Origin of the sequence: Actinoplanes sp. G11-F43 (genome assembly GCF_050589265.1) — a bacterium.
In the GTDB taxonomy this organism is placed as follows: Bacteria; Actinomycetota; Actinomycetes; order Mycobacteriales; family Micromonosporaceae; genus Actinoplanes.
In genome coordinates this window covers 1-22335 of the sequence record NZ_JBNZCE010000053.1, presented here as the reverse complement: position 1 = coordinate 22335, position 22335 = coordinate 1, and the positions used below count along the sequence as shown (strand labels likewise).

General features: G+C 65.2%; 14 protein-coding genes. 6 read left to right on the top strand and 8 right to left on the bottom strand.

The features are described 5' to 3' along the window. Window positions 1-135: 135 nt before the first annotated feature. From ACQ0O7_RS41440 to ACQ0O7_RS41410, 7 genes are all read right to left on the bottom strand, one after another. Entirely contained in the window at window positions 136-951 is an 816-nt protein-coding gene (locus tag ACQ0O7_RS41440) for an abortive infection family protein (RefSeq protein ID WP_430791299.1), read from the bottom strand. 472 nt (window positions 952-1423) lie between these two features. Next, the gene (locus ACQ0O7_RS41435) at window positions 1424-3352 is read right to left on the bottom strand and encodes a UvrD-helicase domain-containing protein (protein WP_430791297.1); all 1929 of its coding nucleotides are present in this window, start codon (window positions 3350-3352) and stop codon (window positions 1424-1426) included. After that, window positions 3349-5409, bottom strand: a complete 2061-nt coding sequence (locus ACQ0O7_RS41430; protein ID WP_430791295.1) for an ATP-dependent nuclease — start codon at window positions 5407-5409, stop codon at window positions 3349-3351. Before ACQ0O7_RS41430 ends, ACQ0O7_RS41435 begins: the two co-directional genes overlap by 4 nt. 258 nt (window positions 5410-5667) lie before the next feature. Then, on the bottom strand, window positions 5668-7233 hold the full coding sequence (locus tag ACQ0O7_RS41425; protein ID WP_430791293.1) for a hypothetical protein: 1566 nt from the start codon (window positions 7231-7233) through the stop codon (window positions 5668-5670). A gap of 680 nt (window positions 7234-7913) precedes the next feature. After that, window positions 7914-9371, bottom strand: a complete 1458-nt coding sequence (locus tag ACQ0O7_RS41420; RefSeq protein WP_430791291.1) for a tyrosine-type recombinase/integrase — start codon at window positions 9369-9371, stop codon at window positions 7914-7916. A gap of 1456 nt (window positions 9372-10827) precedes the next feature. Further along, window positions 10828-11124, bottom strand: coding sequence for a hypothetical protein (locus ACQ0O7_RS41415; RefSeq protein WP_430791289.1), 297 nt, complete (start codon window positions 11122-11124; stop codon window positions 10828-10830). Between the two features lie 46 nt (window positions 11125-11170). After that, window positions 11171-11593, bottom strand: coding sequence for a DUF4259 domain-containing protein (locus tag ACQ0O7_RS41410; RefSeq protein ID WP_430791287.1), 423 nt, complete (start codon window positions 11591-11593; stop codon window positions 11171-11173). Window positions 11594-11780: 187 nt separating this feature from the next. Here ACQ0O7_RS41410 and ACQ0O7_RS41405 point away from each other — a divergent pair, with 187 nt between their 5' ends. Next, window positions 11781-13103, top strand: a complete 1323-nt coding sequence (locus tag ACQ0O7_RS41405; RefSeq protein ID WP_430791285.1) for a DNA cytosine methyltransferase — start codon at window positions 11781-11783, stop codon at window positions 13101-13103. Between the two features lie 395 nt (window positions 13104-13498). After that, the gene (locus ACQ0O7_RS41400) at window positions 13499-13876 is read left to right on the top strand and encodes a very short patch repair endonuclease (protein ID WP_430791283.1); all 378 of its coding nucleotides are present in this window, start codon (window positions 13499-13501) and stop codon (window positions 13874-13876) included. 7 nt (window positions 13877-13883) lie between these two features. Here ACQ0O7_RS41400 and ACQ0O7_RS41395 read toward each other — a convergent pair whose 3' ends face one another. Further along, window positions 13884-14714, bottom strand: coding sequence for a GIY-YIG nuclease family protein (locus ACQ0O7_RS41395; protein ID WP_430791281.1), 831 nt, complete (start codon window positions 14712-14714; stop codon window positions 13884-13886). Between the two features lie 541 nt (window positions 14715-15255). Here ACQ0O7_RS41395 and ACQ0O7_RS41390 point away from each other — a divergent pair. From ACQ0O7_RS41390 to ACQ0O7_RS41375, 4 genes are all read left to right on the top strand, one after another. Then, complete coding sequence (locus tag ACQ0O7_RS41390) at window positions 15256-16353, top strand: sigma-70 family RNA polymerase sigma factor (protein ID WP_430791279.1); 1098 nt, start codon at window positions 15256-15258, stop codon at window positions 16351-16353. Continuing rightward, entirely contained in the window at window positions 16350-19409 is a 3060-nt protein-coding gene (locus ACQ0O7_RS41385; RefSeq protein WP_430791277.1) for a DEAD/DEAH box helicase, read from the top strand. The genes ACQ0O7_RS41390 and ACQ0O7_RS41385 overlap by 4 nt, the downstream gene beginning before the upstream one ends. A gap of 16 nt (window positions 19410-19425) precedes the next feature. Continuing rightward, window positions 19426-21177, top strand: coding sequence for a hypothetical protein (locus tag ACQ0O7_RS41380; protein ID WP_430791275.1), 1752 nt, complete (start codon window positions 19426-19428; stop codon window positions 21175-21177). A gap of 299 nt (window positions 21178-21476) precedes the next feature. Further along, window positions 21477-22335 (top strand): Eco29kI family restriction endonuclease (locus ACQ0O7_RS41375; protein ID WP_430791273.1); only part of this gene is annotated, 859 nt, incomplete at its 3' end.

Genomic DNA, 22335 nt, shown 5'->3' with positions numbered 1-22335 from the left:
CGCCAGTGTGACCGTGGAGCGTGGACCCTTCACTGCGGGCCGCATCATCCGCAGGGACCGGAGGTCACCTTACGAACGGCGGCTGCCGCACGAGATACGAAAAGTGATCGGCGAATCCTGGAGCGCGTGGGTTGCCTAGTTTCTACGTCCGAAGGTTCGGTCCAAACTTCCAAGCATGAACTCCGCGACGGAGCATGCTTCGCGCACCACTAGTAGGGCCATGTCGGCAGTTACGCCGGTTGGCAGAGTGCGACCGTGCCCGGTTCCTTGAAGGTTGCGAAGCTGGTTGACCGACTCCGCGATCGTCCAAGTACTCTGCAAGATTGCCTTGATATTCTTGGCGCCTGGTGTGTCGTCGGGGACCTGCCTTGGATGCAAGCCCAAACGGTCACGGGCATGGAACCACAAACTCCCGAAATCATCCTTCTCGCTGAAGGGATACGAAAATTCCTCCAGTACGAATTTGGCGACGGCTTCCAGTAGTTCCTTTGCCGTGCCGATCAGCAGCGCGGGGTCATCTGTCGAACGGCGCAGCCGATTGAGCTGCTCGTCTAGGGCCTCGCGCCCTCCGGTAGATACATCGACTACCAATGGTGATAGATGTCCGTCTTCATCGAGAAGCCAGCCGGCGCGCGCCAAAGTCTTTTGTGCCTGCCGGACGTCATCGGCCGCGTGGCCTGATCGCTCAGTATCGAAGCACCCATGAACTCGGAGGGCGCTTAGTATGGCCTCGACAAGGTCTTTCCCGCGGGCAGGGTGACGCTCGGCGGCCTGAAATACCACCTGCACCCGCTGTTGCTTGTTCGGCGTTGCGGTACGTGGATCATATGGATCATCTGATGCGTAGCCGGCGCGAGCGAAGGCTGACGTCAACACAGAGTGGCTTGGGCCTGCTCCGCCGAAGAAGAACCGGCCCAATACCGCGCCTACTTCGCTGTTCGCGATAGACACCGTGCAGCCTCCGGTGACGCTGTCGTAGCTTTTTGGTCAAGCGATGGTACATCTCGATGAGTCTCAGTCACGAATTAGTTTAGAGAGTCTCGCCGTTACCGCTTGTCGCAGCGATCTTTGATGGCATCGTCGCTGCTAGCGCACATGATCGAGTGCGCTGAACGCGGCAGATCCGTATGCCGCCGAAGGGGAGGCAGCGATCTCCTGGGTGGCCGGCGACTACGTATACGACGTCCTCGCAGCGGCGATCCATCGATGACCTTCCCCAATCGATGGCCTCCGTGCAATTCAAACGTACGCAGGTCCGCACTATCGGCCGGGCGCTGACAGATGTGGTCGGTTACAGACTTCGGGGAGTTGAGGGTTTGGAGGCGCCTTGCCGACGTGCCTGAGAGGGTTAGAGGCTGGTCGTCGCCCTGGGTAGTTGCCGCTAACCCAGGGGTCTACATGATTGCTGGACCGAAGCTGGCGATCAGCCGTGATCGATCTCGGGCACGCCGGCCTGGTCGAGCATGGTGAAGAAGTCAGCGATTTGGCCTTGGCGGGCGTAGGGATGCGTGGTCGTGAAGATGATCCGCTGAGCGGCGCGGGACAGGCCGACGAAGAAGGTCGAGGTGGATTCGATTGGATCGCGCGCGTGGGCCCACCACTGTCGATCCTCGAGGCCGAGGAAGAACACCGTGTGGTATTCCAAACCCTTGCTGCGGTGGGCGGTGAGCAGAACCACCGCGTCGGCACATTCGAACTGCTCTAGCGCGTCAGCCCAGTCCGTGCTTTCGGGCGCGACGGCGGCGAGCCGGGCTTGGAAGGCTTCGGTGAGGACGTTCAGCCGGTCGGCGGGCGCCGCTGACCGAACATAGCGATGCAGTAGGTCGACGTCGAGCAGCTCCAGCAGGTGGTTGACGCAGTCGACGGCCGAGCTGGCTCGCGGTGGGTTGTCCTTGAGCCACTCGCGTAGTGAGATCGTGAGCTTCGAGAGGTGGTCAGCGGTGTGCCGCTGTCCGGCGTCGTCGCCGACATCGCCGTGGACGCGGGCCAGCGTCGCCTGGACCTCCCTCCATACGTGTGCCAGGCCGCGGGGCTGGTCGGCGAGTCGCAACAGCCCGAGCAGTAGGCGGGTGACTTCGTGTTTGAGCAGGTCCTGCAGTCTCATCGCGCCGACCGGCATGTCGTCGTTGCGTACCTTGATGTCGTAGCGGCCGAGCGACTGACGGAACCGATTCTCGAAGTCGCTGATCTTTTGCCGTGCGATCAGGGCGAAGTCAGCGGGAACCCGGCCGGATACCGCGATGTCGCGAGCGATCCAATCGGCGATGACGGTGGCTTCCCGGTCGGGGCTGGAGAACCGCCACACCTCGGCCGGACTGTCGGTGATACTCGCGTCGGCCTTCGACACCGCGGGCATCGCGGCGGGGTCGAGGCTGGTGGCGACGATGTGTTGCACCCGCACCAGTTCGTCGCTGGAGCGGAAATTCCATAGCAGCGGGTAGCTGGCCGCGTCGAATGTCTCCGCGAAGCGTTCCAGCGCTCGTGGAAGGGCACCTGCCCAGCCCATGATGCGTTGCTTGCTGTCACCCACGGCGGTGAGGGTGGGCCCGTCGGCGAACACCGATGCGAGGAAGGAGAACTGGGCGCTGGTGGTGTCCTGGAACTCGTCGACGAATACGAAGGGGTAGGTCTGGCGCAGGGCCCGCCGTAGCTGGGGGACGCAACGCACGAGAAGCTCGGCCAGCCTGTTGAGCATGATGAAATCGACCTTCGCCGGACCCGGCCGAAGGTACCGATCATGCCACCACTGCAGCGCGGCGTAGGCGGTGGCGTCGTCCGGGTCACCGACGGGAATCGTGGCCGGCAAGCTCCAGTTGCCGATGGTGTCGGGCAGGAATCGGCTGGCCCGTAGTGCTGCTACCTGCGGACATAGGGATGCGGGGGCGGCGGGGATGATGTCTGCGAGGAAGCCTTCGAGGAAGCGTTCCGAGGCATAGTCGATCTCGTAGCCGTCCGTCATCCGCCAGTCGGGAGGCAGGGCGGACGCGAACCGGTCGACCAAGCTCTTGGTGAATGCGTCGAAGGTCATGGACGCGAACCGGTCGGCGTGTTCGGGAATCCGGGTGGTGACCCGTCGGCCGAGGTTGGCCGCCGCGTCGCGCTTGAAGGAGATCGCGAGGATGCGTTGCGGCCAGGGGCAGATGCCGGTCTGCAGCAGGTAGGCGGCCCGTTGGGCGAGGAACTCGGTCTTGCCGGCGCCGGGGCCCGCCACGACTGCGGTGTTCGCGGGGTGGCGCAGGGCCTGCCAGGCGGCCGGTTCGAGGTCTTCGATGTCGATGGGCCGCCAGTCCGCGGCGGGAATCAGTGTCACGGGCCGGGGCACCGCCCGGACCGGGGTGTCGGGTCGGTTCACAGGCCGACCTCCTTGCGGATGTGCCTGATCAAGGCTGTGATGACCTTCGGCGTGCGATCACGTAGCTGCTCGTCGGTGAGCCGGCTGAGCCCTCGCAGGTGACTGCTCGGCTTCGAGTGACTCAAGAACAGGTAGCGATACCACCGCAGGAGGCGAGCACGCCCGGGCGTCGACCAGAATTCCGCGTGAGGGCTGTCCTCGCCGATGACGCGTGTCAACGCACCGGGTCCCTTGGGGCCAGCCTCCCCGTTCTCAAGCAGGGTGTACTGAGGATAGAACCGCGACAACATGATGTAGTCGAGGTCGAGCGGGGCAGCGAAGAAGACCCCGAACCGGCGCAGATGCCAGATGATCGGCCACAGATCATCCAAAGTCAGCGCGTCGGTGATGTCCTCGACCTCGGCGTAGTCCGACAGGCCGCCCAGCGGGTCGGCGCCGTTGGCGATGAGCCTTCTGCAGGCGTCGCGCAGCCGGGCCGGGCCTGCTCCGGCGCGGCCGTAGTCGAGGTCCAGCAACGTCGCGTGTGGGATGCCCAGATCGGTGAGCAGCTTCCACATGTGGTTGGTGTGCCGCCCACCGAGCGGGACCACCACGACGAACGACGGATCGAGGTCCACGCCGAAGGCCCGGGCGACGCGCGGAATGACGAGCTCTTCGGTGTCGCCTTCGCCCAGGACGACGAACTTCGCGAAGTACAGCTCAGGGTGCGCCCGCACCGCCTCCCGGATGAACTTGCCGGCGTCGGTGCCGGCGGCGGGCAACAGGATCGGATGAACCGACGAGGTCACCGTGGTGGGATCGATGCGGAAGTACCGCAGTCTTTCCGGATCGACGCGGGTCAGCACGCCGGCGCAGTGGCTGGACAACACTGCTTGGGCGGCGGCGTCCGTCGCCAGCTCCAACAGCTGGTTGACGATACGCGACAAGAAGAATGGCGAGACGCTGTTCTCCGGCTCCTCGACCAGAACAATGGTCAGGCTCGGCAGCTGAGCGGCATCCAGCGTGAAGTCCGTGGCGTGCCGCTGGTCGTAGACGGCGGCTTCGACGTCCAGAGCGGTGGACACCAACGCGAGGTGCAGCAGCGACCGCTGGCCATCGCTGAGCTGCCGGGCGGGGCGGTCGCGGCCGGTGGGATCGGGCGCGAATACCAGCTCGGCGTGTCGTACCAGCTGGTCGAAGTCGTCGTCGAGCAGCCGCAGCTTCGGGGTGGCGTGGGTGCCCGCGTCGTGCAGCTGGCGCCACCGCGTTCCCAACATGTCCTCGACGGCCTTGACGACCGGCTCACCGGAGAACTGTGCCTCCATGGCGGTAGCGTGATCGCTCACCAACTCGCGCAGGCCTGGCGACCACTGCGCGGCCCGCCACACACGGCTACCCAGGAAGTTGGTCACCTGCCGGGCACCGTCACGCGACGCCGGGATGTAGACGACCTGAATACGGCTGCGCTCCGCCGGCGGAAGCGGCGCGTAGTCGTCGTCACCGTATTCCTCGGCCAGTGTGGAGACGACGATGCGGTCCTCCGTGATGGTGCCGTCCACGGTGCCGTCGTCGGTCCAGGTCGCCTTCAACACGATCCGCATCTTCAGGGCGCCGTCGTCGTCGGCGGCCATCCGGGAGAAGAACTCGGGCACGACCCGGCGGCTGACGGTCCGCTGCCGCTGCCGGGGCTCGCTGCCGTCCTCGTGCTGCTGCTCGTCGTCTTCGTCTTCGTCCTCGTCAACGTCGGTGCTGAGACCGTCGTGCTGGATGCCTTCGGGTTGGTCATCGTCAGCGTGCGGGTCGTCCTCATCGAGTTCCGGGAAGGCGAGGACGGCCTCGATCGTCAGCTCGCGGCTGCTTGGAAGCTGGGTCTCCGCAGCGGGAACGTGGAAGTCCTCCAGTCGTATCGCGCGCTCGGAGCCGGTGATCCCGAACAGCCGCAGCAACGCCTGGCAGGCGGCGGTCTTGCCGGTGCCGTTCGTGCCGATGAAAGCGGTCAGTTCCGGTCCGAGCTCGATCGTGGTGGGCTCTGGCCCGAAGCACTTGAAGTTTCGCAGCACCAGCTTCTCGACGTACATTCTTCACTTTCCAGGCAAAGAGGCGAAGTGGGATGACGGGCGGTAGCTCGTAGGCGCCGTCAGAGTGGCTTGCTCGGGTCAACCATCCAGCTTCGTGGGCCGGCGTCGACGGACAATCGCGGATCCAAGGGACGCGGTAGCGGTGAGATCCGGCAGGCCGCCTCTTCTCACAGCGCTCATGAGTGGAGATGACCTGCCGGACCTGGACCGCGTGCCCACGATGAGGTGCCCGTTTGGCGGCATCGTGGGCTGTGAGGACTATGCCGCGGCGCTGCCACCGGAGTCGTGCGGCGGCCGTGGCCCCGCCGGACCGATGTCCGGGGCGTCGGTCGGGAGGTCCTGGCGATGCAGCTCGTCGCGCATCTCCTGCGGCGGCTTGATGGTCGAGGCGGAGTCCTTCTGCCGCGCGTCGATGATGACGGCACGCACGTCGACCCCGTGCCGCTGGGAGGCGATCGCGGCGGCACGCGTCACCTTGGTGGTCACGCTCTCGGCCATCTCGGCGTCGGTGTACGCGATACCGACGAAGTACACCACCTGGACACCGGCGGCGATCGCGTATTCCGGAGCTTGGGCGAGGATGCCGTCCCAGAACTTCGAGCTGGAGACCAGCTTCATCTCCACCTGCGACCGAGCGGTCCATCCGCGGGCGAACTCGAAGTCCACCGGGCCCCGTCCGTGATCCGCCTCGCCGGCGAACGCCACCTCATTGGCCTTGCAGTAGTGCCGGACGCAGTGCCGGAAGACTTCCTGAACCTTCTTCTCCGGCATCGATACCGCGCAGTGCCACAGCAGTCGCCAGTCGCCCTGCCGCTCGATGCCGTGTTTGAAGATCTCCACGAGGGTGCCGACGAACTCGGGGAACTGCGCCGGGTCGTCCGGGACGAACACCGCGTCGGACTTCGCGGCGATCTCTCGGCCCATCTCGTAGGGTTGGACCCGCAGCCGCCGATCCTGGGCGACGTCGTAGGGCTGGTGGTCGTCGTGTTCGAGCGCCGTCAGGAACTCGGCCACGATCTCCGGGTTCTGGCGGGCCATCCGGGCCTTCTGCTCGGCGGTCACCTTCCGAGCGATGGCGTAGTTGAAGTGCAGCCGCAGCGTCTCGGCGTGCTCACCCCACGCGAACTTCCAGAAGCCGTCCGGCGTCACGACCGGGATGTCACGCAGGAACCGCTCCGGGACCAGAAGCACAGGGCTGGGCCGATCCGCGAACGGGTTCAGCGGCAGCTCCACCTCCTCGTCACGCCACAGGGCGTCGGCCGTGTTCCAGCTCGCGTTGCGGACTCGGACGCTCCCCATCGGGATTCCGTGCCGGCGGGCGACCTGCTGGGTGTACCGGATGAAGTAACTCTTAGCGACGTTGCAGACGGCGTCACTGATTCGGTCCAAGCCCATGCCACCCTGGAACAGGGCGAGCATCTCGATGTGCGGCACGTTGTCGAAGCCGAGACCGAGGGCGGTCTTGACACCCTCCAACATGCCGACCTGCAAGCCGCGACCGGCGCCGGAGCCGTTCGGCGAGTTCCTCGCCAGACCCAGGCAGAACTCGGCCGGCTCCGGGAACATCAGCAGCCGCTGCGCCTTCTTCCAGGCCAGCGTCCGGACGTCACCCTTCGACTCGTCCACCAGATCGAAAACCATCTTAAAAAAGTCGAGAATGTGGTCATGAGCGCCGAACCACGGCTCGGCGGCATCCGGGTAGATCAGAAACGGGTCGACACACAGCGGCGTATCGGCCGACAGCAGTGGGTCGAACCAGTCGTCCGCAGTTGTCCTCTGGACGCCGAACACCTGGCTGAACCTCTCCACGACGGGCTTTCCCATGGTGATCCCTTCTACGCCCGGTGACTCTCACCAGGGCGCGGCGGGCCGCCGCGAGTGTCCCGCCCATGAAAAAATTCACGATCCCTATCACGGGCGTGAATGATTCGTTAAGGTCGAAAGCGCCTACCAAAGCAGCTTGGGACCCCGGCCGGGACGTCGACCTCGACACCGGTCGGGGTCTTTCGCGTTTGGACCGTCACCGACCGTATGACATGAGCGCAGCGTAGTCAATCAACCAAGTTGCATGGCTGTGGTTTGCGCGTCCCCAGCCTGTGGACGATGTTGTGGAAAAACCTGTGTCCTCACCGCAGATATTGTGGATAGAGCGTTTCTGTCGTACCCGTCTTGTAGACTCCGCCGCCCTCGCGGGGGTCCCAATTTTGGTTACAGAAAGTAGTTCCTGGTCAGCGGCCTGGGAGCGCTCTATCGGGCTCGTCGTCGGGTGCTGTCGGTCCCTCGGGAGGCCAGTTCGGTCTATCCACAGGATGCGTCACGCGTCCACAGTGTGATGCTCACCATGTCCCTTCTCCACCTGGCCTTTTGTGGTGCTCCAGGCGGTCAGGCGTGCCGTCATTCGGGCATACGAAGGAGCCCGCCAGCCGCAATTCGTCGCTTGATGAGCCGACGTGCCGGGGCAACGAGACCCTTCGGTCATGCGCCGCCCCTTCCTCCTACAGCCGCTACGCCACTTCGCGGGGGATGAGGTTCGCGGCCGCGTCGGCGTTCGGGCGCCTCAACTCGAGGATGACCGAGGTGTAGGTGTCGGAGGTGAGTCCGATGGTGGAGTGGCCGAGGACTTCCTGGATCTCCTTCATGTCAGCTCCGCCGTGGCGTAGGTAGGTGGCGGCGCAGTGCCGGAGATCGTGTAGCCGTACCGGCGGCAGGCCGCTTTTGGTGAGGAGATTGTCGAAGCGGTCGCTGATGGCCTGGGGATGCCACGGCTGGCCATCCGGGCGGACGAAGAACAACCCGGTGTTCGGCCAACTGTCGCCGCTGACCTGCTGCCAGCGACCGCGCATCTCAAGGTAGGCGGTAAGCCCGGCGACGGTGGTGGGCCCGAGGGGGACGATCCGGTCGCTGGCGTCGCTCTTCACCTTGCGGGTGACAGGAGCGTATCCGACGGTAGTGATCTGCTGGACGATGCTGAGGTAGGCCTCGTTGAGGTCGACGTCGTAGTCGCGCAGGCCGATGGCCTCACCGCGCCGTAGGCCGCGGTGCAGGATCAGTTCGAACAGTGGATAGAGCACGGCGTCGTGGCGTTGGGCGTAGTCGAGGAACTGCCCGGCCTGCTCGGGCCGCCACACCATCACCGGGCTTGGCCGCTCGCCGGTGGCCTTCCACAGCTCGATCGCCTTCGGTGTCCAGACGCGTGCCTTCGGCCGGGTGCCGGATTCGAGTTCGATGCTCAGAGCCGGGTTGGTGGGGATGAGCCGGGCGCGGCGGACGGCGTCGTTGAGTGCTACCCGCAGGGTGGCGTACAGCCGGATCATGCTGGAAGCGCCCATCGGCCGGATGCCGCGGAACTGGTTGCGGGTAACCGGGTCGGTGCTGGCTCGGCTGGTGCGGATTTGTTTGTTGCGGGCGTCGAGTGCGGTGAACATGACTTGGATGTGGCTGGTCCGCAGACTCTGCAGCGGGATGTCGCCGAGGTGCGGGATCAGGTAGGAGCGAATGTGGTCGCTGTACCCGCGGATCGTCTTGGGTGAGAGCCCGCGCCGTCCGTCCAGCCATTGGAGAAGGTATTCGCCGGTGGTGGTCGGGACGGCTGCGGGGACTCCGGCGCGGACGCGGTCGGCGACGGTGTCCCGGTCCGGTAGTGGGATGCCGTTCTTGCAGGCTTGCAGGAGGTCGCTGATCTGTACGGCGAGGCCGGTGTCATTGCCGGCCAGGGCGAGCAGCGCACGGGCGTGGTCGAGTTCGGTGCGGGTGGCGTCGCGGTCGTCGAAGCCGCTGCGGCGTAGGAGCCGCCGTCCGCGTCCGGGTGCGGCGGGGAGTTCGAGTTGGTAGCCCCAGGTGCCGTGGGTGGTGCTCCAGGAGCCACCGGCCCGGCGCAGTTTCGGGCAGCCGTTGTTGAGTCGTTTCCCGCTTGCGGGGTCTTTGCAGCCGCACCGTTTGGTGATGGATCCTTCGCTGGTCATGGTTCTCCCTGCTCAACGTGGTCGTCGACGGCGAGGGTTCTGATTCCGTCGTGGTGATCCACGCTTCGCTGCGCCGAGAACGTCAAGTCGCCGCCGCAGCGCGATGCAGATGGCGGTCAGGATGCCAGCGATGGTGGGCGGGTCGTCGTGTTCGGCGGCTGAGACGGCGCGGGTGTACTGGAGATGCCAGGACCGAAGGCATGCCCGCCGTACCCGCTGATGCGATCAAGTAACGCTTAATCGCATCGGCGGGTACAAATTTCAGCAGCCCTCGACAGGTGTAAGCCCTCTGCCGAGCCGTCTACTCTGTTCAAAGCCACCGACCGCAAAGCATCCGCGTGTCGAACACGACCCTTCACCCCGCAGGGCCGCGAGCGACAGAGCGAGCCTTGCGGAAGGAGGTGGTGAAATGCCGAATAGCCAGCGCAAAGGCGGGGACGGCCCGGCCGACATCATCAGGGCAATAGCCTGTTTGATCGTCGCGATTGGAGTCCTGGTAGCGCTCGTCATCGGCAGCGGTGCCGCCTGATCGAGGTCTCTTCCCGGTCAGGCAGCACCGTCGCACTACGGCGGGGCCCCGTCCAAGATCAGATTGGGTCTGGAATGGGGCGGGGTTCCGCCTCCCTCGACGCGTCGGCCGAGTAGGCGCCCGCGTCAGGGTCCCCACCTAGAGGGATCTGACACTTCGCGCGTCGTTGCACGGTATAACACCTGGCCGACACTGACCAACCCTATAGCCGCAGGTCACGGCCAAAGTACGGACCATCGGCGACACCCGAAACTTGCTCCCGGGAGACGTCTTGGTCAACCCCGTGCGTGGTTTGTCCAGCGTAGCCAGGGTGAGGCACTACTCCAGGTAGTGCTTCAAACGATTGACGCGACGCCTCAGAAGAGGCGCCGCCCACTACGCCGTCGGCAGCAAGAAGCCGTCCGACGAGTCTTCTTACGGCCGTAACCCGATCGGCTGATTTCGGTCAACGTCATGCCAGCGGCGCACAAGTAGATCGCCGCCAGATAGGTCGCGAACGTCTACGCCGACCGCTTCATCGGCGAGCGCATCGGCGGTGCCGTCCAATGAAGTAGGCATCCGCCGGTGGTGGCCGGTACGGCCGCCAGCACTTCGACGTGGACGCGGTCGGCGACGGCGTCCCGCTCAGGTAAAGGGCTGCCGTTCTTGCGCGCACGGAGAAGGTCGCTGATCTATATGGCGAGCCGGTGTCTTCGCCAGCCAGGACGAGCAGCGCACGCCCGCAGCCCGCACGAGCCATCGAGGCGCGAGTAAACCCGTTATCGCGGAGTGTCGCTTATATCGCTCGGGAGGTCGGCGGCCGCGGCACGAGTGAGGACCTCCTCGATCCGGGACGTCGGGAGTCGAGGAGTTCCAGTCGAATTGCCGCTTGGCCTCGGGCGGCAACATGGAAGACAACCGAGTGGCTATGACGGCCGTAGGAGATCCTTAGAAGAAAAGTTTGCCGATGTCATCGCCGATGATCCGAGCCGCGTCATCGGCCATGAACGCCGAGATGGGGCCATCGGCCATCTCGACAAGGTAGTAGCGGATCGCGCGGACCTGGATGCCCACACCAGGCAGGTCGACAGGAGCCGCGGTGGCTGCCTGTTCGGCGCGCTCCACTCGCTCGAGCAGTTCGGCTTGCCCCGTGGGGTTCAGCCCGAGCATCCCGGTAGCGTCGCGAAGCGCTCGACAGAGGCTTAAGACGTCATCAGCGGTCCCAGCGATGGAGTACTCGGTCACCGAGACTCCCCGCCGTCGATCTGAGGCGCGGCCGAAAAACACATGATCACGACAGCTGTTCCTCGAGGCCGGCGTAGATGCGTTCGAGGCTCTCTAGCGCCAGTTCTTCTTCCACGTCGCCGGCCCATTTCCGCCGGAACGCGGATTCCCCGGCCATGAGAATTTTCAGCGCCGTACGCGCCAACCCGACTAGTTGCGGCGTCGGTTCTATGCCGTCGTTGTCAGTTAGAACCACCATGGCATAGGGCGTCGTTGGGGCCGGCTTACCGGTTGCCGTTTGAAAGACGATCGCGGCGGCGGCGAACACCTCCGAGGCGCGAGCCGTGGTGATCTCGACCGAGTGGGAGACGGCACCGGACAGCGTCATCTCGACGAACTCCGTCCGCTGCGCCGGATCCGTGGAACGAAGCCGATCGCACCAGTCCGAGGCGTCGTCGTTGTCGAACGGACCGACGTTCCACGTGGCCATCTCACTCCTTGTCAGCGGCGACTCAAACCGGTCAACGCCTGCTATGGGAGCCCAGCCGATCAACTCCAATGTACCGGTGAGCCGTCTCGGCTCACCGAGTGTCCCCGACTTCGTCAGACGCAGGGTGGATCGAAAAAATCGGGAGTGTCACTCGTCAAGATCCACAACTCCGCGGTATGCTTTCGCGATGCTTGAGCCGCAGGTAGAGGAAACCAAGGACCGAACCTCGGTCGAGCTGTTCGCCGGCGGCGGCGGCTTGGCCATGGGAGTGCACCAAGCGGGATTTCGTCCCCTGCTGGTTAACGAGATCGTCAAGTGGGCCTGCAAAACCTTGACGGACAACGAGGCCGAACTCCGCGGTGACGAGGAGCGAGTGCCGAACCCCGGTGATAAGTGGCCACTGGTTCCGGGTGACGTCGGTGACGTCAAGTTCAAGTACCTCTGGGGCAAGGTGGATCTCCTCGCCGGCGGACCCCCGTGCCAGCCGTTTAGCCTCGGCGGCGTCGCTAAGGGCGACGAGGACAAGCGCAACATGTTCCCTGAGATGTTCCGGGCGATCCGCGACATTCAGCCCAGAGCGGTCATCTGCGAAAACGTTCAGGGTCTGCTACGACCCTCTTTCCGCCAGTACTTCGAGTACATCGAACGTGAACTAAGCCTTCCGTTCGTGGAGCGCCAAGAGGGGACGGACTGGCGTGAGCACGACAAGATCCTTCGAGAACGCCTCGAGCGAGACCCTGCCGATCCGAGGGAGAAGTACCAGGTCGTAACGACCAGGGTTAACGCAGCCGACTACGGCGTTCCCCAAATCCGTAACCGGATCATCATCGTGGCGTTCCGCAGTGATCTTGGCGTCGACCTCGAGCGGTTCAAGAGGTCGATCGCCCCGACACACTCCGAGGCCGCGCTGATCCGGTCGATCAGAGACGGGTCCTACTGGGAACGCCACAAGGTCAATGCCCGAGTCAGAGCGCTCGTAGAGAAGCGGCTCCCGCGAGAAGAGGTCTTCGACGACGGAAAGCAACCGTGGCGGACCTTGCGCGACGCGCTGATGTACGACCTGGCCGATCCCGATTTCGACCCCGAGAAGAAACGACAGCTGCCGAAGGTGTCGTGGGACCACCTGGACCGAATCACCGCAGCGGGCGGAGTTCCTTATCACGTCGGCTGGCCGGACGCGCGCATCTACGCGGGACACACCCCAAACGTCCTGGATAGGCCCGCCAAGACGGTGAAAGCCGGTGTGCACGGTGTTCCCGGAGGCGAGTCAGTCATGCTCACCGATGAGGTGCTCCCCGGCACGGCCGCCGGGGAGACGCCGACCTTCCGCCACCGGTACATGACTGTCCGGGAGACAGCGCGCGTCATGACGTTTCCCGATGGCTGGCAGCTGGCCGGACCCCGAGGTGAGCAGATGCGTCAGTTGGGAAACGCGGTACCCGTTCTGCTAGCGCGATTCTTCGCCAACGCTGTCGCGAAGGCGCTGGACGAGGCCGACGAACGGCGATGACGGGAACGGGGGAGATCAGTGAGCGCGCCTGGGCCGCCGCCTGCCCCACGGACACGGCGTGGCGTGGCCGCCAAGGCCGTAGCCGCCGAGCACTCGCGGCAGAGCAAGACCGCGCCGCCGGAGGTCCGGACCGCCGCTGGGTCAACCTCGCCGACGGCCGGCAGGCACGCGCCTCCGTAGCGCTCAAACTGCTACCTCGGACACGTCGAATCCGGGCGTATCTACGCTGGTCCGACCATGGCCGATCGCCAACGCGATATCTCGGTGAGGTCGGCTACCCCTCGCGCGCCGAAAACCTGGAGCAGGGTTGGCGTCTCGCTCATGAGAAGGGTTTCATCGCGCCACCCGCGCCAGAACCCCAGTCGTGGGCTCAGAGCCGCGCGGTACGTTCGGTGATGCGCGGCAACAAGAGCCGAGATACCGGGCCCGAACGGCGGCTCCGCTCGGCATTGCACGAACGCGGGCTTCGCTACCGGGTCAACACGCGCCCGCTGCCCGGTATCCGGCGCACCGCCGACGTGGTCTTCCCCAAGCCCAAGATCGCTGTCTTCGTCGACGGCTGCTACTGGCACGGCTGCCCAGAGCACTACCGCCCCTCTCGAGCGAATCAGCAGTTCTGGCACACGAAGATCGAGGGCAACAAGGCCCGGGACGCGGAGACCGACCGGCTACTGGCGGCCGCCGGCTGGGTGTCCATCCGCGTCTGGGAACACGAGGCGCCGGGGCTAGCGGCGGACCGCGTGGAAAACGCGGTCCGCGGCGCCCAGGTATAAGGCCGCCTCAGCTGAACAGGTCACCCTGTTCCCCCGAGTCGACCTCCCCGGCGGCGAAGTGCTGCGGCCCTGCTGTCTCGACGACGGCTCCATCGCCGTCACGGCGCCACCACCGCAGAGCGCTCTCGTATGTGGCCGTCTCCTTGTACAGGATCACGTATCCCGGCAAGGCGGTCGCCTGCCACCCCGAGGGCAGCGCGGCGACGATCGAGGCGAACGCGTCGCGGGCCGTCAACTCGGCGGCCGGCAACTCGACGCGCGTTCTTTTGAGTTCCGCCTGGTTCGCCTTGTTGTCGTACCGCAGAAGGTAGGGGAGATCATGCTTGAGCCGCAGCAGCAAATCCGCCACTGACCACCCGCTGACCTCAAGGTTCAGCGAGTAGTTCAAGTCGATCGGATACAGGGCATCGAAGTGCTTGGCCTTCACGACGCTCTTGTCGCGGTTACGGCCCGGGTCCTTGTTACCGAAGCCGTTGGTGTTCCAGGGAATGGCGCCGCCGCTTCGATACTTCTTGATCAGCAGCTTTTCCGGGGCGGCGGCGTCCAAGTCCTCGTCCACGTAAACACACGCGAACCGAATCTCCGCCATCGCGATACCGGAGCGTCCGGACAACTTGCGGTAATGCTGCTCCAGGCGCTGACGAAGCCCGCCGGCGGCCTTGCCCACGTAAACCCGCTCTCCATTGACGAAGAGAACGTAGACCCCAGGGCGAGCTTCCACCGCGCTGAGCGTCTCCGGCTTCAAGGGAGCCGGCGTGAGCGGTTGAAGTGTGGTGGCTAGCTGATCGGCCAGCGCCCGGGTGATGCTCAGGCGGAACTCGGCGATCCATGCGCCCATGCCAAGGTCTCCCCGCGTCCAGCTACCGGAATCAAGGCGATCACTCTAGAGCATCGCCTCAATGCGAGGACGGACAGTCAACCGCGGGGCGGGCTCCCTCCGCAGTGGACCGACGCGCGTCTTACGGCAGGTGTCTGCCGCCGTAGGCCTCACGTCGTTGTGGACACCTAATGAGGGGCCGGTGGTTGATGAGCAGGCGCCCATCGCGCGTCTGAAGGATCCGGCCGGGCTAGCGCCTGGAGGGTCTAGGACCAGCCTTGCCAGGAACTTATCTGAGCCGAGAATCGGCGTCAACGCTCCGGGCATAAACGACGAGACCGGCGATTCTCAGCGATTGACACTGACGCCAATATATGGAACTTTTCCGCTCGTTTTTGACAACCTCTTGCGCGCCCCGGCCAAAATCTCCACTGTGTAATTCGGAAAGCGCGGACGGCGGCCCCGAACGCGAATAACGCAGGCTTCTCGGGCGTGGTGTGGCGCCTGGGCGGATGGGGAGGGCGGTCACGTGGAGGGCGAACCGTTCACTAGGTGTCTCGAGGTGCTGATCGACGACGCCGATCGTGCCGGCAAGATCAGCTGGACCGATGTCGTACGCGTGGCGACAGCGCGCGGGCTCGCCGACGAGGTCGCGAACCTGCTCGCCGCGCTGGTCGATCTCGATGTCGACGTTCAAGGCGTGCCGTCCGGACGACAGCTTCACTCCGGGAGGCCGGGCGAGGAGAAATCGGGCTCTCTGCCGGCATTGATGCGCGCTCACCGGATTCTGCGGCCCGAACAGGAGGTCGCCTTGGGCCGGCGTATCCAGGCCGGTATCGGTACGGCGCAGCGATGCTCTCTTGAGCGGCGGCCGCCCCGACCGGACGAGCGAGTTGTGATCGCCGACGGTGACCAGGCCAGGAACGAGCTCATCGTCGCTAACATCCGCCTCGTCATGAGCATGGTCCGCCGCTACACGTACCGCGCCGGCGACTTGGAGTTCGACGATCTGGTACAGGAGGGCACCCGAGGGCTGTACCGGGCCGCCACCAAGTACGACCCGGAGAAGGGTTACAAGTTCTCGACTTACGCGACGTGGTGGATCCGCCAGCACGTGGAACGCGCCATCGATGACACCGGCACGATCATCCGGGTTCCGGTGCATCTGTGGGCGGAGATCCGGCGGATCCAGAACTACGCACGTGAGTTCGAGACCCGTAACGGGCGAAGCGCCACCTTGGCCGAGTTGGCCGCCGGGGTGGAACAGGACCCCGGGCGCGTCCAGGCGATGCTGGACGCGGCGGCTCCCGTCGCTCGCCTCGACGCGCCCGTCGGCGCCGACGACGGCGGCGTCGCCACCCTGGCCGACTACGTCCTCTCGGATCAGGAGCCGGGGCCCGAGGACAGCGTTATCGACCAGCTGGTGGCGCGAGCCCTGCTCCGTCGGCTCGAGGAGGTCCTCGATCCGCGATCGCTGCGCATCGTCGAGGGCCGGTTCGGCCTCGACGGTGGTGAGGAGCGGACGCTGGAGCACCTGGGCTCCGAACTCGGCATCACGCGCGAGCGGGTTCGTCAGATCGAGAAGAAGATCTTTGAGGTCCTACGAGGTGATGAGGAGGTCCGCGCGTTGGCGCAGACCGTGCTGGGTGGTGTCCTGTGAGCCAAGCCACCGCATATGAGCGTTTCGTACGCTGGCTCGACGCACGCGTCACCCGTGAGGGGCGTGGTGACCTGCTCGACGCCTTGGACGTCGACCCCTCGGGTGTGTTCTGGCTGGGCCGGCTGGCACCCGAGAGCGCTGCGGTCGCGCGTCCTGGTCGCGAGCGGCGGATGGATCCGTGCGCCGTCGGCGCCCGGATCCGACCGACCGCGTCCGGCCCCTGGGTCTTCCGGGTCCGAGTCGAGGCTTGCGGCTGGCACCGCGTCGCGGCGGGATCGAGCGGCGGGGCGAACGACAAGTGGGCCAAGTCCGAGATCGTCACGGTTGACGTGCCGATCGACATGCCCACCGGCGTCGAGCGGTCCTTCGGCGCCGAGACCATCACGACACGGCTACGCGCGGCGGGGGTGACGGCGACAGCCGAGATCCGCGTCACCGACGAGTCCTGGCGAGACGGCCGGCCAGAACTCACCGTCGAACTCGTCAACACGACTCCGGAGGGAAAGCAGGTCCCCCGCGGCGAGCGCTACCTCTTCCAAACCAAGCTGACCATCAGCGGGCTGAACACGATCCCCTACATCCTGGAATCGCTACCCGACAGCTTCCGGTACGACCGATCCCTCGACGCCATCGGCATCAACTGCGGAGTCGAGCACGACCGCGCGACCGGCACTCTGACGACCGCGGACACCGTCGTCGTCGAGCGCCGGCGCCCCGAATACACCTTTGACGACACCGCCAGATCGGTGCTCGACCTCACCTTCGACACCCTCGCTCAGACGCCCCTGGAGCCCACCAACCAGCTGGCTGCGGCCTACCGTCGATGGGGCGACCGCCACTGGTCCGATCAGGTACTCGACGCCCGAGCCCAGCGAGAGGGCTGGAGCACCGACATGGCCGACTACGCGCGAACGGAGGCGGACGCGTACCGCGCCGAGGCCGCCCGCATCCGTCGCGGCGTCCAGATCCTCGCCTCCGACGCCACCCTGCGCCAGGCGTTCACCCTCATGAATGAAGCCATGTCCCTCGCCGCCCGCGGGAAGTATCCCGACTGGCGGCCCTTCCAGCTCGGCTTCATCCTCTCCGTCCTGCCGAGCCTCGTCGACGGGCAGAAGGAATGGGACACCGTCGAGATCGTCTGGTTCGCGACCGGTGGCGGCAAGACCGAGACCTACCTCGGCCTGCTGCTCCTCGCCGCCTTCTACGATCGGCTGCGCGGCAAGAGATCGGGTATCACCGCCTGGAGCCGCTTCCCGCTCAGGATGCTCTCCCTTCAGCAGACCCAGCGCTTCGCCGACGCGCTCGCCGCCGGCGAACTCGTCCGTCGCCGGCACGACATCAAGGGACACCCGATCGCGCTGGGCTACTTCATCGGGGGCACATCCACCCCCAATGAGATTCCCAAGCACCCGACCGAGACGAACGACATCAACGTCGAGGACGACGCGATGCCCGCCAAATACCAGGTCCTGGCCCGGTGCTCCTTCTGCGCGCAGCACACCATCGAAACCCGATTCAATCGCCGCGAGTGGCGCCTTGAGCATCACTGCCGCAACGAACACTGCGACCTGGCCGGTGAACCGCTGCCGCTCTACATCGTCGACGCCGAGATCTACAGGTTCCTGCCCACCGTCGTGATCGGCACGCTCGACAAGGCCTCGGTGATCGGCATGCAGGCCAACATGCGCGGCTTCGTCCACGGCCCCACCGCCTGGTGCACCCGCGAGGGTCACGGTTTCACCTACGCCAAACGCGGTTCACGCAAGAACGGCTGCCTGGTACCCGACTGTGACGCGCCGACGCGTCCCATCACCGATGAGCAGCGATCCCGCTTCGCCCCCACGTTCCGCCTTCAGGACGAGTTGCACCTCCTGCGGGACTCCCTCGGCGCCGTCGACTCCCACTACGAGGCCATCCTCGACGGCCTGCAACGCGAACTCACCGGACGCACCTGCAAGATCATCGCCTCGTCGGCGACTCTCGAGGGATACTCCCGCCAAGTCGACACCCTCTACTCCAGGCCCGGCCGCGTGTTCCCTCAGGCCGGCCCCACCGCCGGCGAGAGCTTCTGGAGCCGGGAAACCGACCGCCTCCTGCGCCGGTTCGTGGCCGTCTGGCCCCGCGGCGTCACCCTGGAATGGGTATCCGACCGCACCACGACAATCCTGCAGCAGAGCGTCCGAGACCTTATGGCCGACCCCGAAACGCTCAGTCGCGAGATCGGCATCGACCCGAAGCACGTCCCTGACATCGTCAACCTCTACGGCACCGACGTGATTTACGGCAACACCGTCCGTGACGTCGAGGCCGCCCGCCGGTCCATGGGTACCCAGGTACCAGTCGAACCGCTACGTGTCGAGTCCCTCACCGGCCAAACCAGCTTCACCGAGGTGCGCGACGTCCTCGCCGCCCTCATCAACCCCGGCGCCGACTTCGCCGATCGCATCCACGTACTCACGGCGTCCTCCATGATCTCGCATGGAGTCGACGTCGACCGCCTCAACATCATGACCGTGCTCGGCGTCCCGCTCACCACCGCCGAGTTCATCCAGGCGACCGCTCGCGTCGGGCGAACCCATCCGGGCCTGGTCTACGTCATCCACAAAGTGGGCCGCGAGCGAGACTCCACCGTCTACAGCCACTTCCGTGCCTTCGTGGACCAGGGTGACCGCTTCGTCGAACCCATACCAGTCACACGATCAAGCCGGAAAGTCCTCGAGCTCACGACACCCGCCGCCGTCGAGGCCCGTCGCCTGTTCGTCCACGAGCCGCGTTCGCCCCAGCAACGGCTGACCACAATCCAGCTGCTACGCGAGTACGTCAACCTCACCGGCGTCTCGCCGGACGTCGAGGTCGATGCGATCGCCGCGACCCTGGGTGTTCGGGACACGGAATACCTACTGCGAGAGGACCTCGAGACCGACCTCAAGGACGGGTACTACGCGAAGCTGCAGGAGTACGGACTTGGCCTGAAGTGGCCGAGTGAACTTCTTGGCCGCAGACCCATGCTCTCACTGCGCGACGTCGAGTCGCAGATCCCGATCAGCGACGATTAGTACGGGGACGAACGACATGAAGGACACACGCAGCGGCTCGCAGGTGCTCTACGGATTCCTGCCGCAACAAACCGGCGACCTGCGCGGGGGCATCTACCGCACCACCGAATGGCGCGACCCCAGACCGGTCGACGTCGACGACGCCATCATCCGACGCCGGCTCATGGACCAATTGAACGGATGGGCCAACCACGGCGACGCCACCGGCATCACCGCGAGTCTGCGCCGCGGCGGGCCGCTCGAGGTAGTCGAGGTCAACTCCGACCGCGGTGTCCGCGTCGAGCGTTTCCCGAACGTCTATGTCTGCCGCAAATGCAGAACAGTCGAGGACCGCCTCGACCGGCCCTGCCCAAACTGCGGTACCACCCGTCAATGGGACCAGCTCCACTTCGTCGCCTACCACGAGTGCGGCTATCTCGAGGCCCCCGTCATCCCACGATGCCCCACCCATCAGCTAAGCCGGATGCCGTACCAGAAGAGCATGGACGCCAGCCGGATCCGCTTTGAGTGCCCCACATGCAAAAACCTGATCCGTCAAGGCATGATGCCCCGCAAGTGCCCGTGCGGCCGGTCGTGGGGCACACGACGCAACGGCACGATGCTGGTCTACAACGTGCACCGGGCCTCCACCGTCTACGCGCCGCAAACCTTCACCCTGATCAACCCTCGCAGCCGTAAACGCATGGCCGAGGTCACCGACGCCGGCGGACCACGGCGCGCCCTGTCCTGGGCAATCTCCGGATTCCACACACGAAAGCCAGGATCGGACCAACACACAAGCACCTCAACCATCAGCCAGCTGCTAGAAATGGGCTTCGACCGCCAGACAGCCGAAAGGATGGCCGCCGTCGCCGCAGACGCCGGAGCGTTGGCCCCCGAAGACAACATCGGCGCCCTGGCCAACGCCCCGACCGACCGCATCGAGGTTGCCGAACGCGAGGCAGTCGATATCGCCCTGGCCACCATCGAGTCTCGCGTCCTGGTCGAGGACCTCATCAGACCAGAAACCCCAACCCACGCCCGGCGAACCTACGAGACCGAATACCCATCCGCGATCGACCGCGCAGGCTTCTCCGGCATCGACTTGATCGACCGATTCCCGATCCTGAGAGCGGCCTACGGCTACACCCGAGGCGGTCTAGAACCCGGCAAGACCAGACTCAACCTCTTCAGCGGCCGCCGCGGCACGCGGATCTACGCCGACCCGCAGGACTCCGAGGCGCTGATGTTCCGCCTCAACCCGCTTCGCGTACACGATTGGCTGGCCAGCCGAGGCCACTCCCTTACCCCGGCCGCCGACGAAACCGAGGCGCGGGCCACCCTCGCCGCCTCAATCACCGTGCCAGACCGCTTCACCGATGAGCCCCAAGCCTCCCCAGTCGGCCGTGACCTCGTCGAACTCGTCCACACCTACGCTCACCGAGTCATCCGCAATCTGTCGGTCTTCGCCGGGGTCGACCGAGAGAGCCTGGGCGAATACCTAGTCCCAAGCCATGGCGTGTTCTTCGTTTACGCCGCCACCCGCGGCGACTTCGTGCTCGGAGGCGTGCAAGCGGTCTTCGAGAACGACCTACACCACTTCCTCAACACTATGCTCAGCGCGGAAACACGATGTCCTCTCGATCCGGCTTGCCGACGTCATGGCGGCGCTTGCCAAGCCTGCCTGCACCTTGGAGAGCCGGTTTGTGACCGTTTCAACCACTACCTGGATCGAGCTACACTTTTCGGACCTAGCGGGTATCTCGCCGCACCTCACCACGACCGCTGAGCGAGATCACCGCCGCTAGCTCTGCACTACGGCACGCTCTATACGAGCGTTCACACGCCCGTTATCCTTGATCGAAGCGTTGCGTGACGAGGCATGTCGCAACGCTTCTATCTGTCTACGCGTGGCCGTTGCTGCGGCCACCGTCGCGACTCTGGGGAAGACGCCCCCGGGAGCTTTGCGGCAAGGGTTCGGGGGTCAACACCGACATGGCGAGGAAAAATGGGCCCGACGGGCGGCGATCATCACGCAAGCCCCGCAACTGGGCGGTAAACGCCGAACGGCCAACACCCTACAACCCGTTGGACTTGGTCAATCTGGGAAGAAGCGTTGAGTTGGCTCTGCTTGCCAGCGGCAAGACACCCATCGACTCGGTGCCACTTATGGTCGGCGCCGGCGTATACGCGATCTACTACCACGGGAATCATGATCTTTACGGGCCGATCAGCGACCCGGAAAGTGACATCCCGATTTACGTTGGCAAGGCGGTGCCAGCGGGAGGCAGGAAAGGCCTTGTCGACGACGCGAAGGAGACCACGGCCCTGTGGGATCGCCTGCAGGAGCACAAAGAATCTCTAGAACAAGCTCTGGACCTGGAGTCCAGTGATTTCTGGGTTCGCTATCTGGTTGCCGTCGAGGTATTCGTCCCGCTCGCCGAAAGGGTCATGATTAAGCAGCTGAGCCCGGTTTGGAACATTATTGTCGACGGGTTTGGAAATCATGATCCTGGCGCGCGTAGGCGGCGCGAGGGGCAGCGGCCCCCCTGGGACGAACTACACCCTGGACGGTGGTGGTCGACAACGGAGAATATGCCCACTCCAAGCCTCATCCCAGCGGCTGAGTCACGGCGAAGGGTCCGAGATCGTCTCGCGCGTAACGCGGGCAAGCCAACAACAGAGTCCGTCTTTGCGAACGACCTCACCGATTCGGAATTGGACGACTTCGGCGATCTTTTCTCCGCCGCCACAGACGCACGGTCGTTTCAACATCATCCGGTGAGGCCGAGGATGGTGAATGGTCTTGTCATTTCGCGGTTGGCCCAGCGGGTTGCTTCGGTGATGTCGGTGCGGCCGGCCAGGCGTAGGGCGTTGATGGCGAGGTTGCGCAGTGAGGCCAGGACGCGTGGTCCGGAGCGGGTTCGGACGCGGGAGTGGTCCTCGC

Coding starts and splice junctions, on each gene's coding strand:
- ACQ0O7_RS41430 (WP_430791295.1), bottom strand. CDS start 5,409: ATGTACGTCGAGAAGCTGGTGCTGCGAAACTTCAAGTGCTTCGGGCCA.
- ACQ0O7_RS41425 (WP_430791293.1), bottom strand. CDS start 7,233: ATGGGAAAGCCCGTCGTGGAGAGGTTCAGCCAGGTGTTCGGCGTCCAG.
- ACQ0O7_RS41420 (WP_430791291.1), bottom strand. CDS start 9,371: ATGACCAGCGAAGGATCCATCACCAAACGGTGCGGCTGCAAAGACCCC.
- ACQ0O7_RS41410 (WP_430791287.1), bottom strand. CDS start 11,593: ATGGCCACGTGGAACGTCGGTCCGTTCGACAACGACGACGCCTCGGAC.
- ACQ0O7_RS41405 (WP_430791285.1), top strand. CDS start 11,781: ATGCTTGAGCCGCAGGTAGAGGAAACCAAGGACCGAACCTCGGTCGAG.
- ACQ0O7_RS41400 (WP_430791283.1), top strand. CDS start 13,499: ATGCGCGGCAACAAGAGCCGAGATACCGGGCCCGAACGGCGGCTCCGC.
- ACQ0O7_RS41395 (WP_430791281.1), bottom strand. CDS start 14,714: ATGGGCGCATGGATCGCCGAGTTCCGCCTGAGCATCACCCGGGCGCTG.
- ACQ0O7_RS41380 (WP_430791275.1), top strand. CDS start 19,426: ATGAAGGACACACGCAGCGGCTCGCAGGTGCTCTACGGATTCCTGCCG.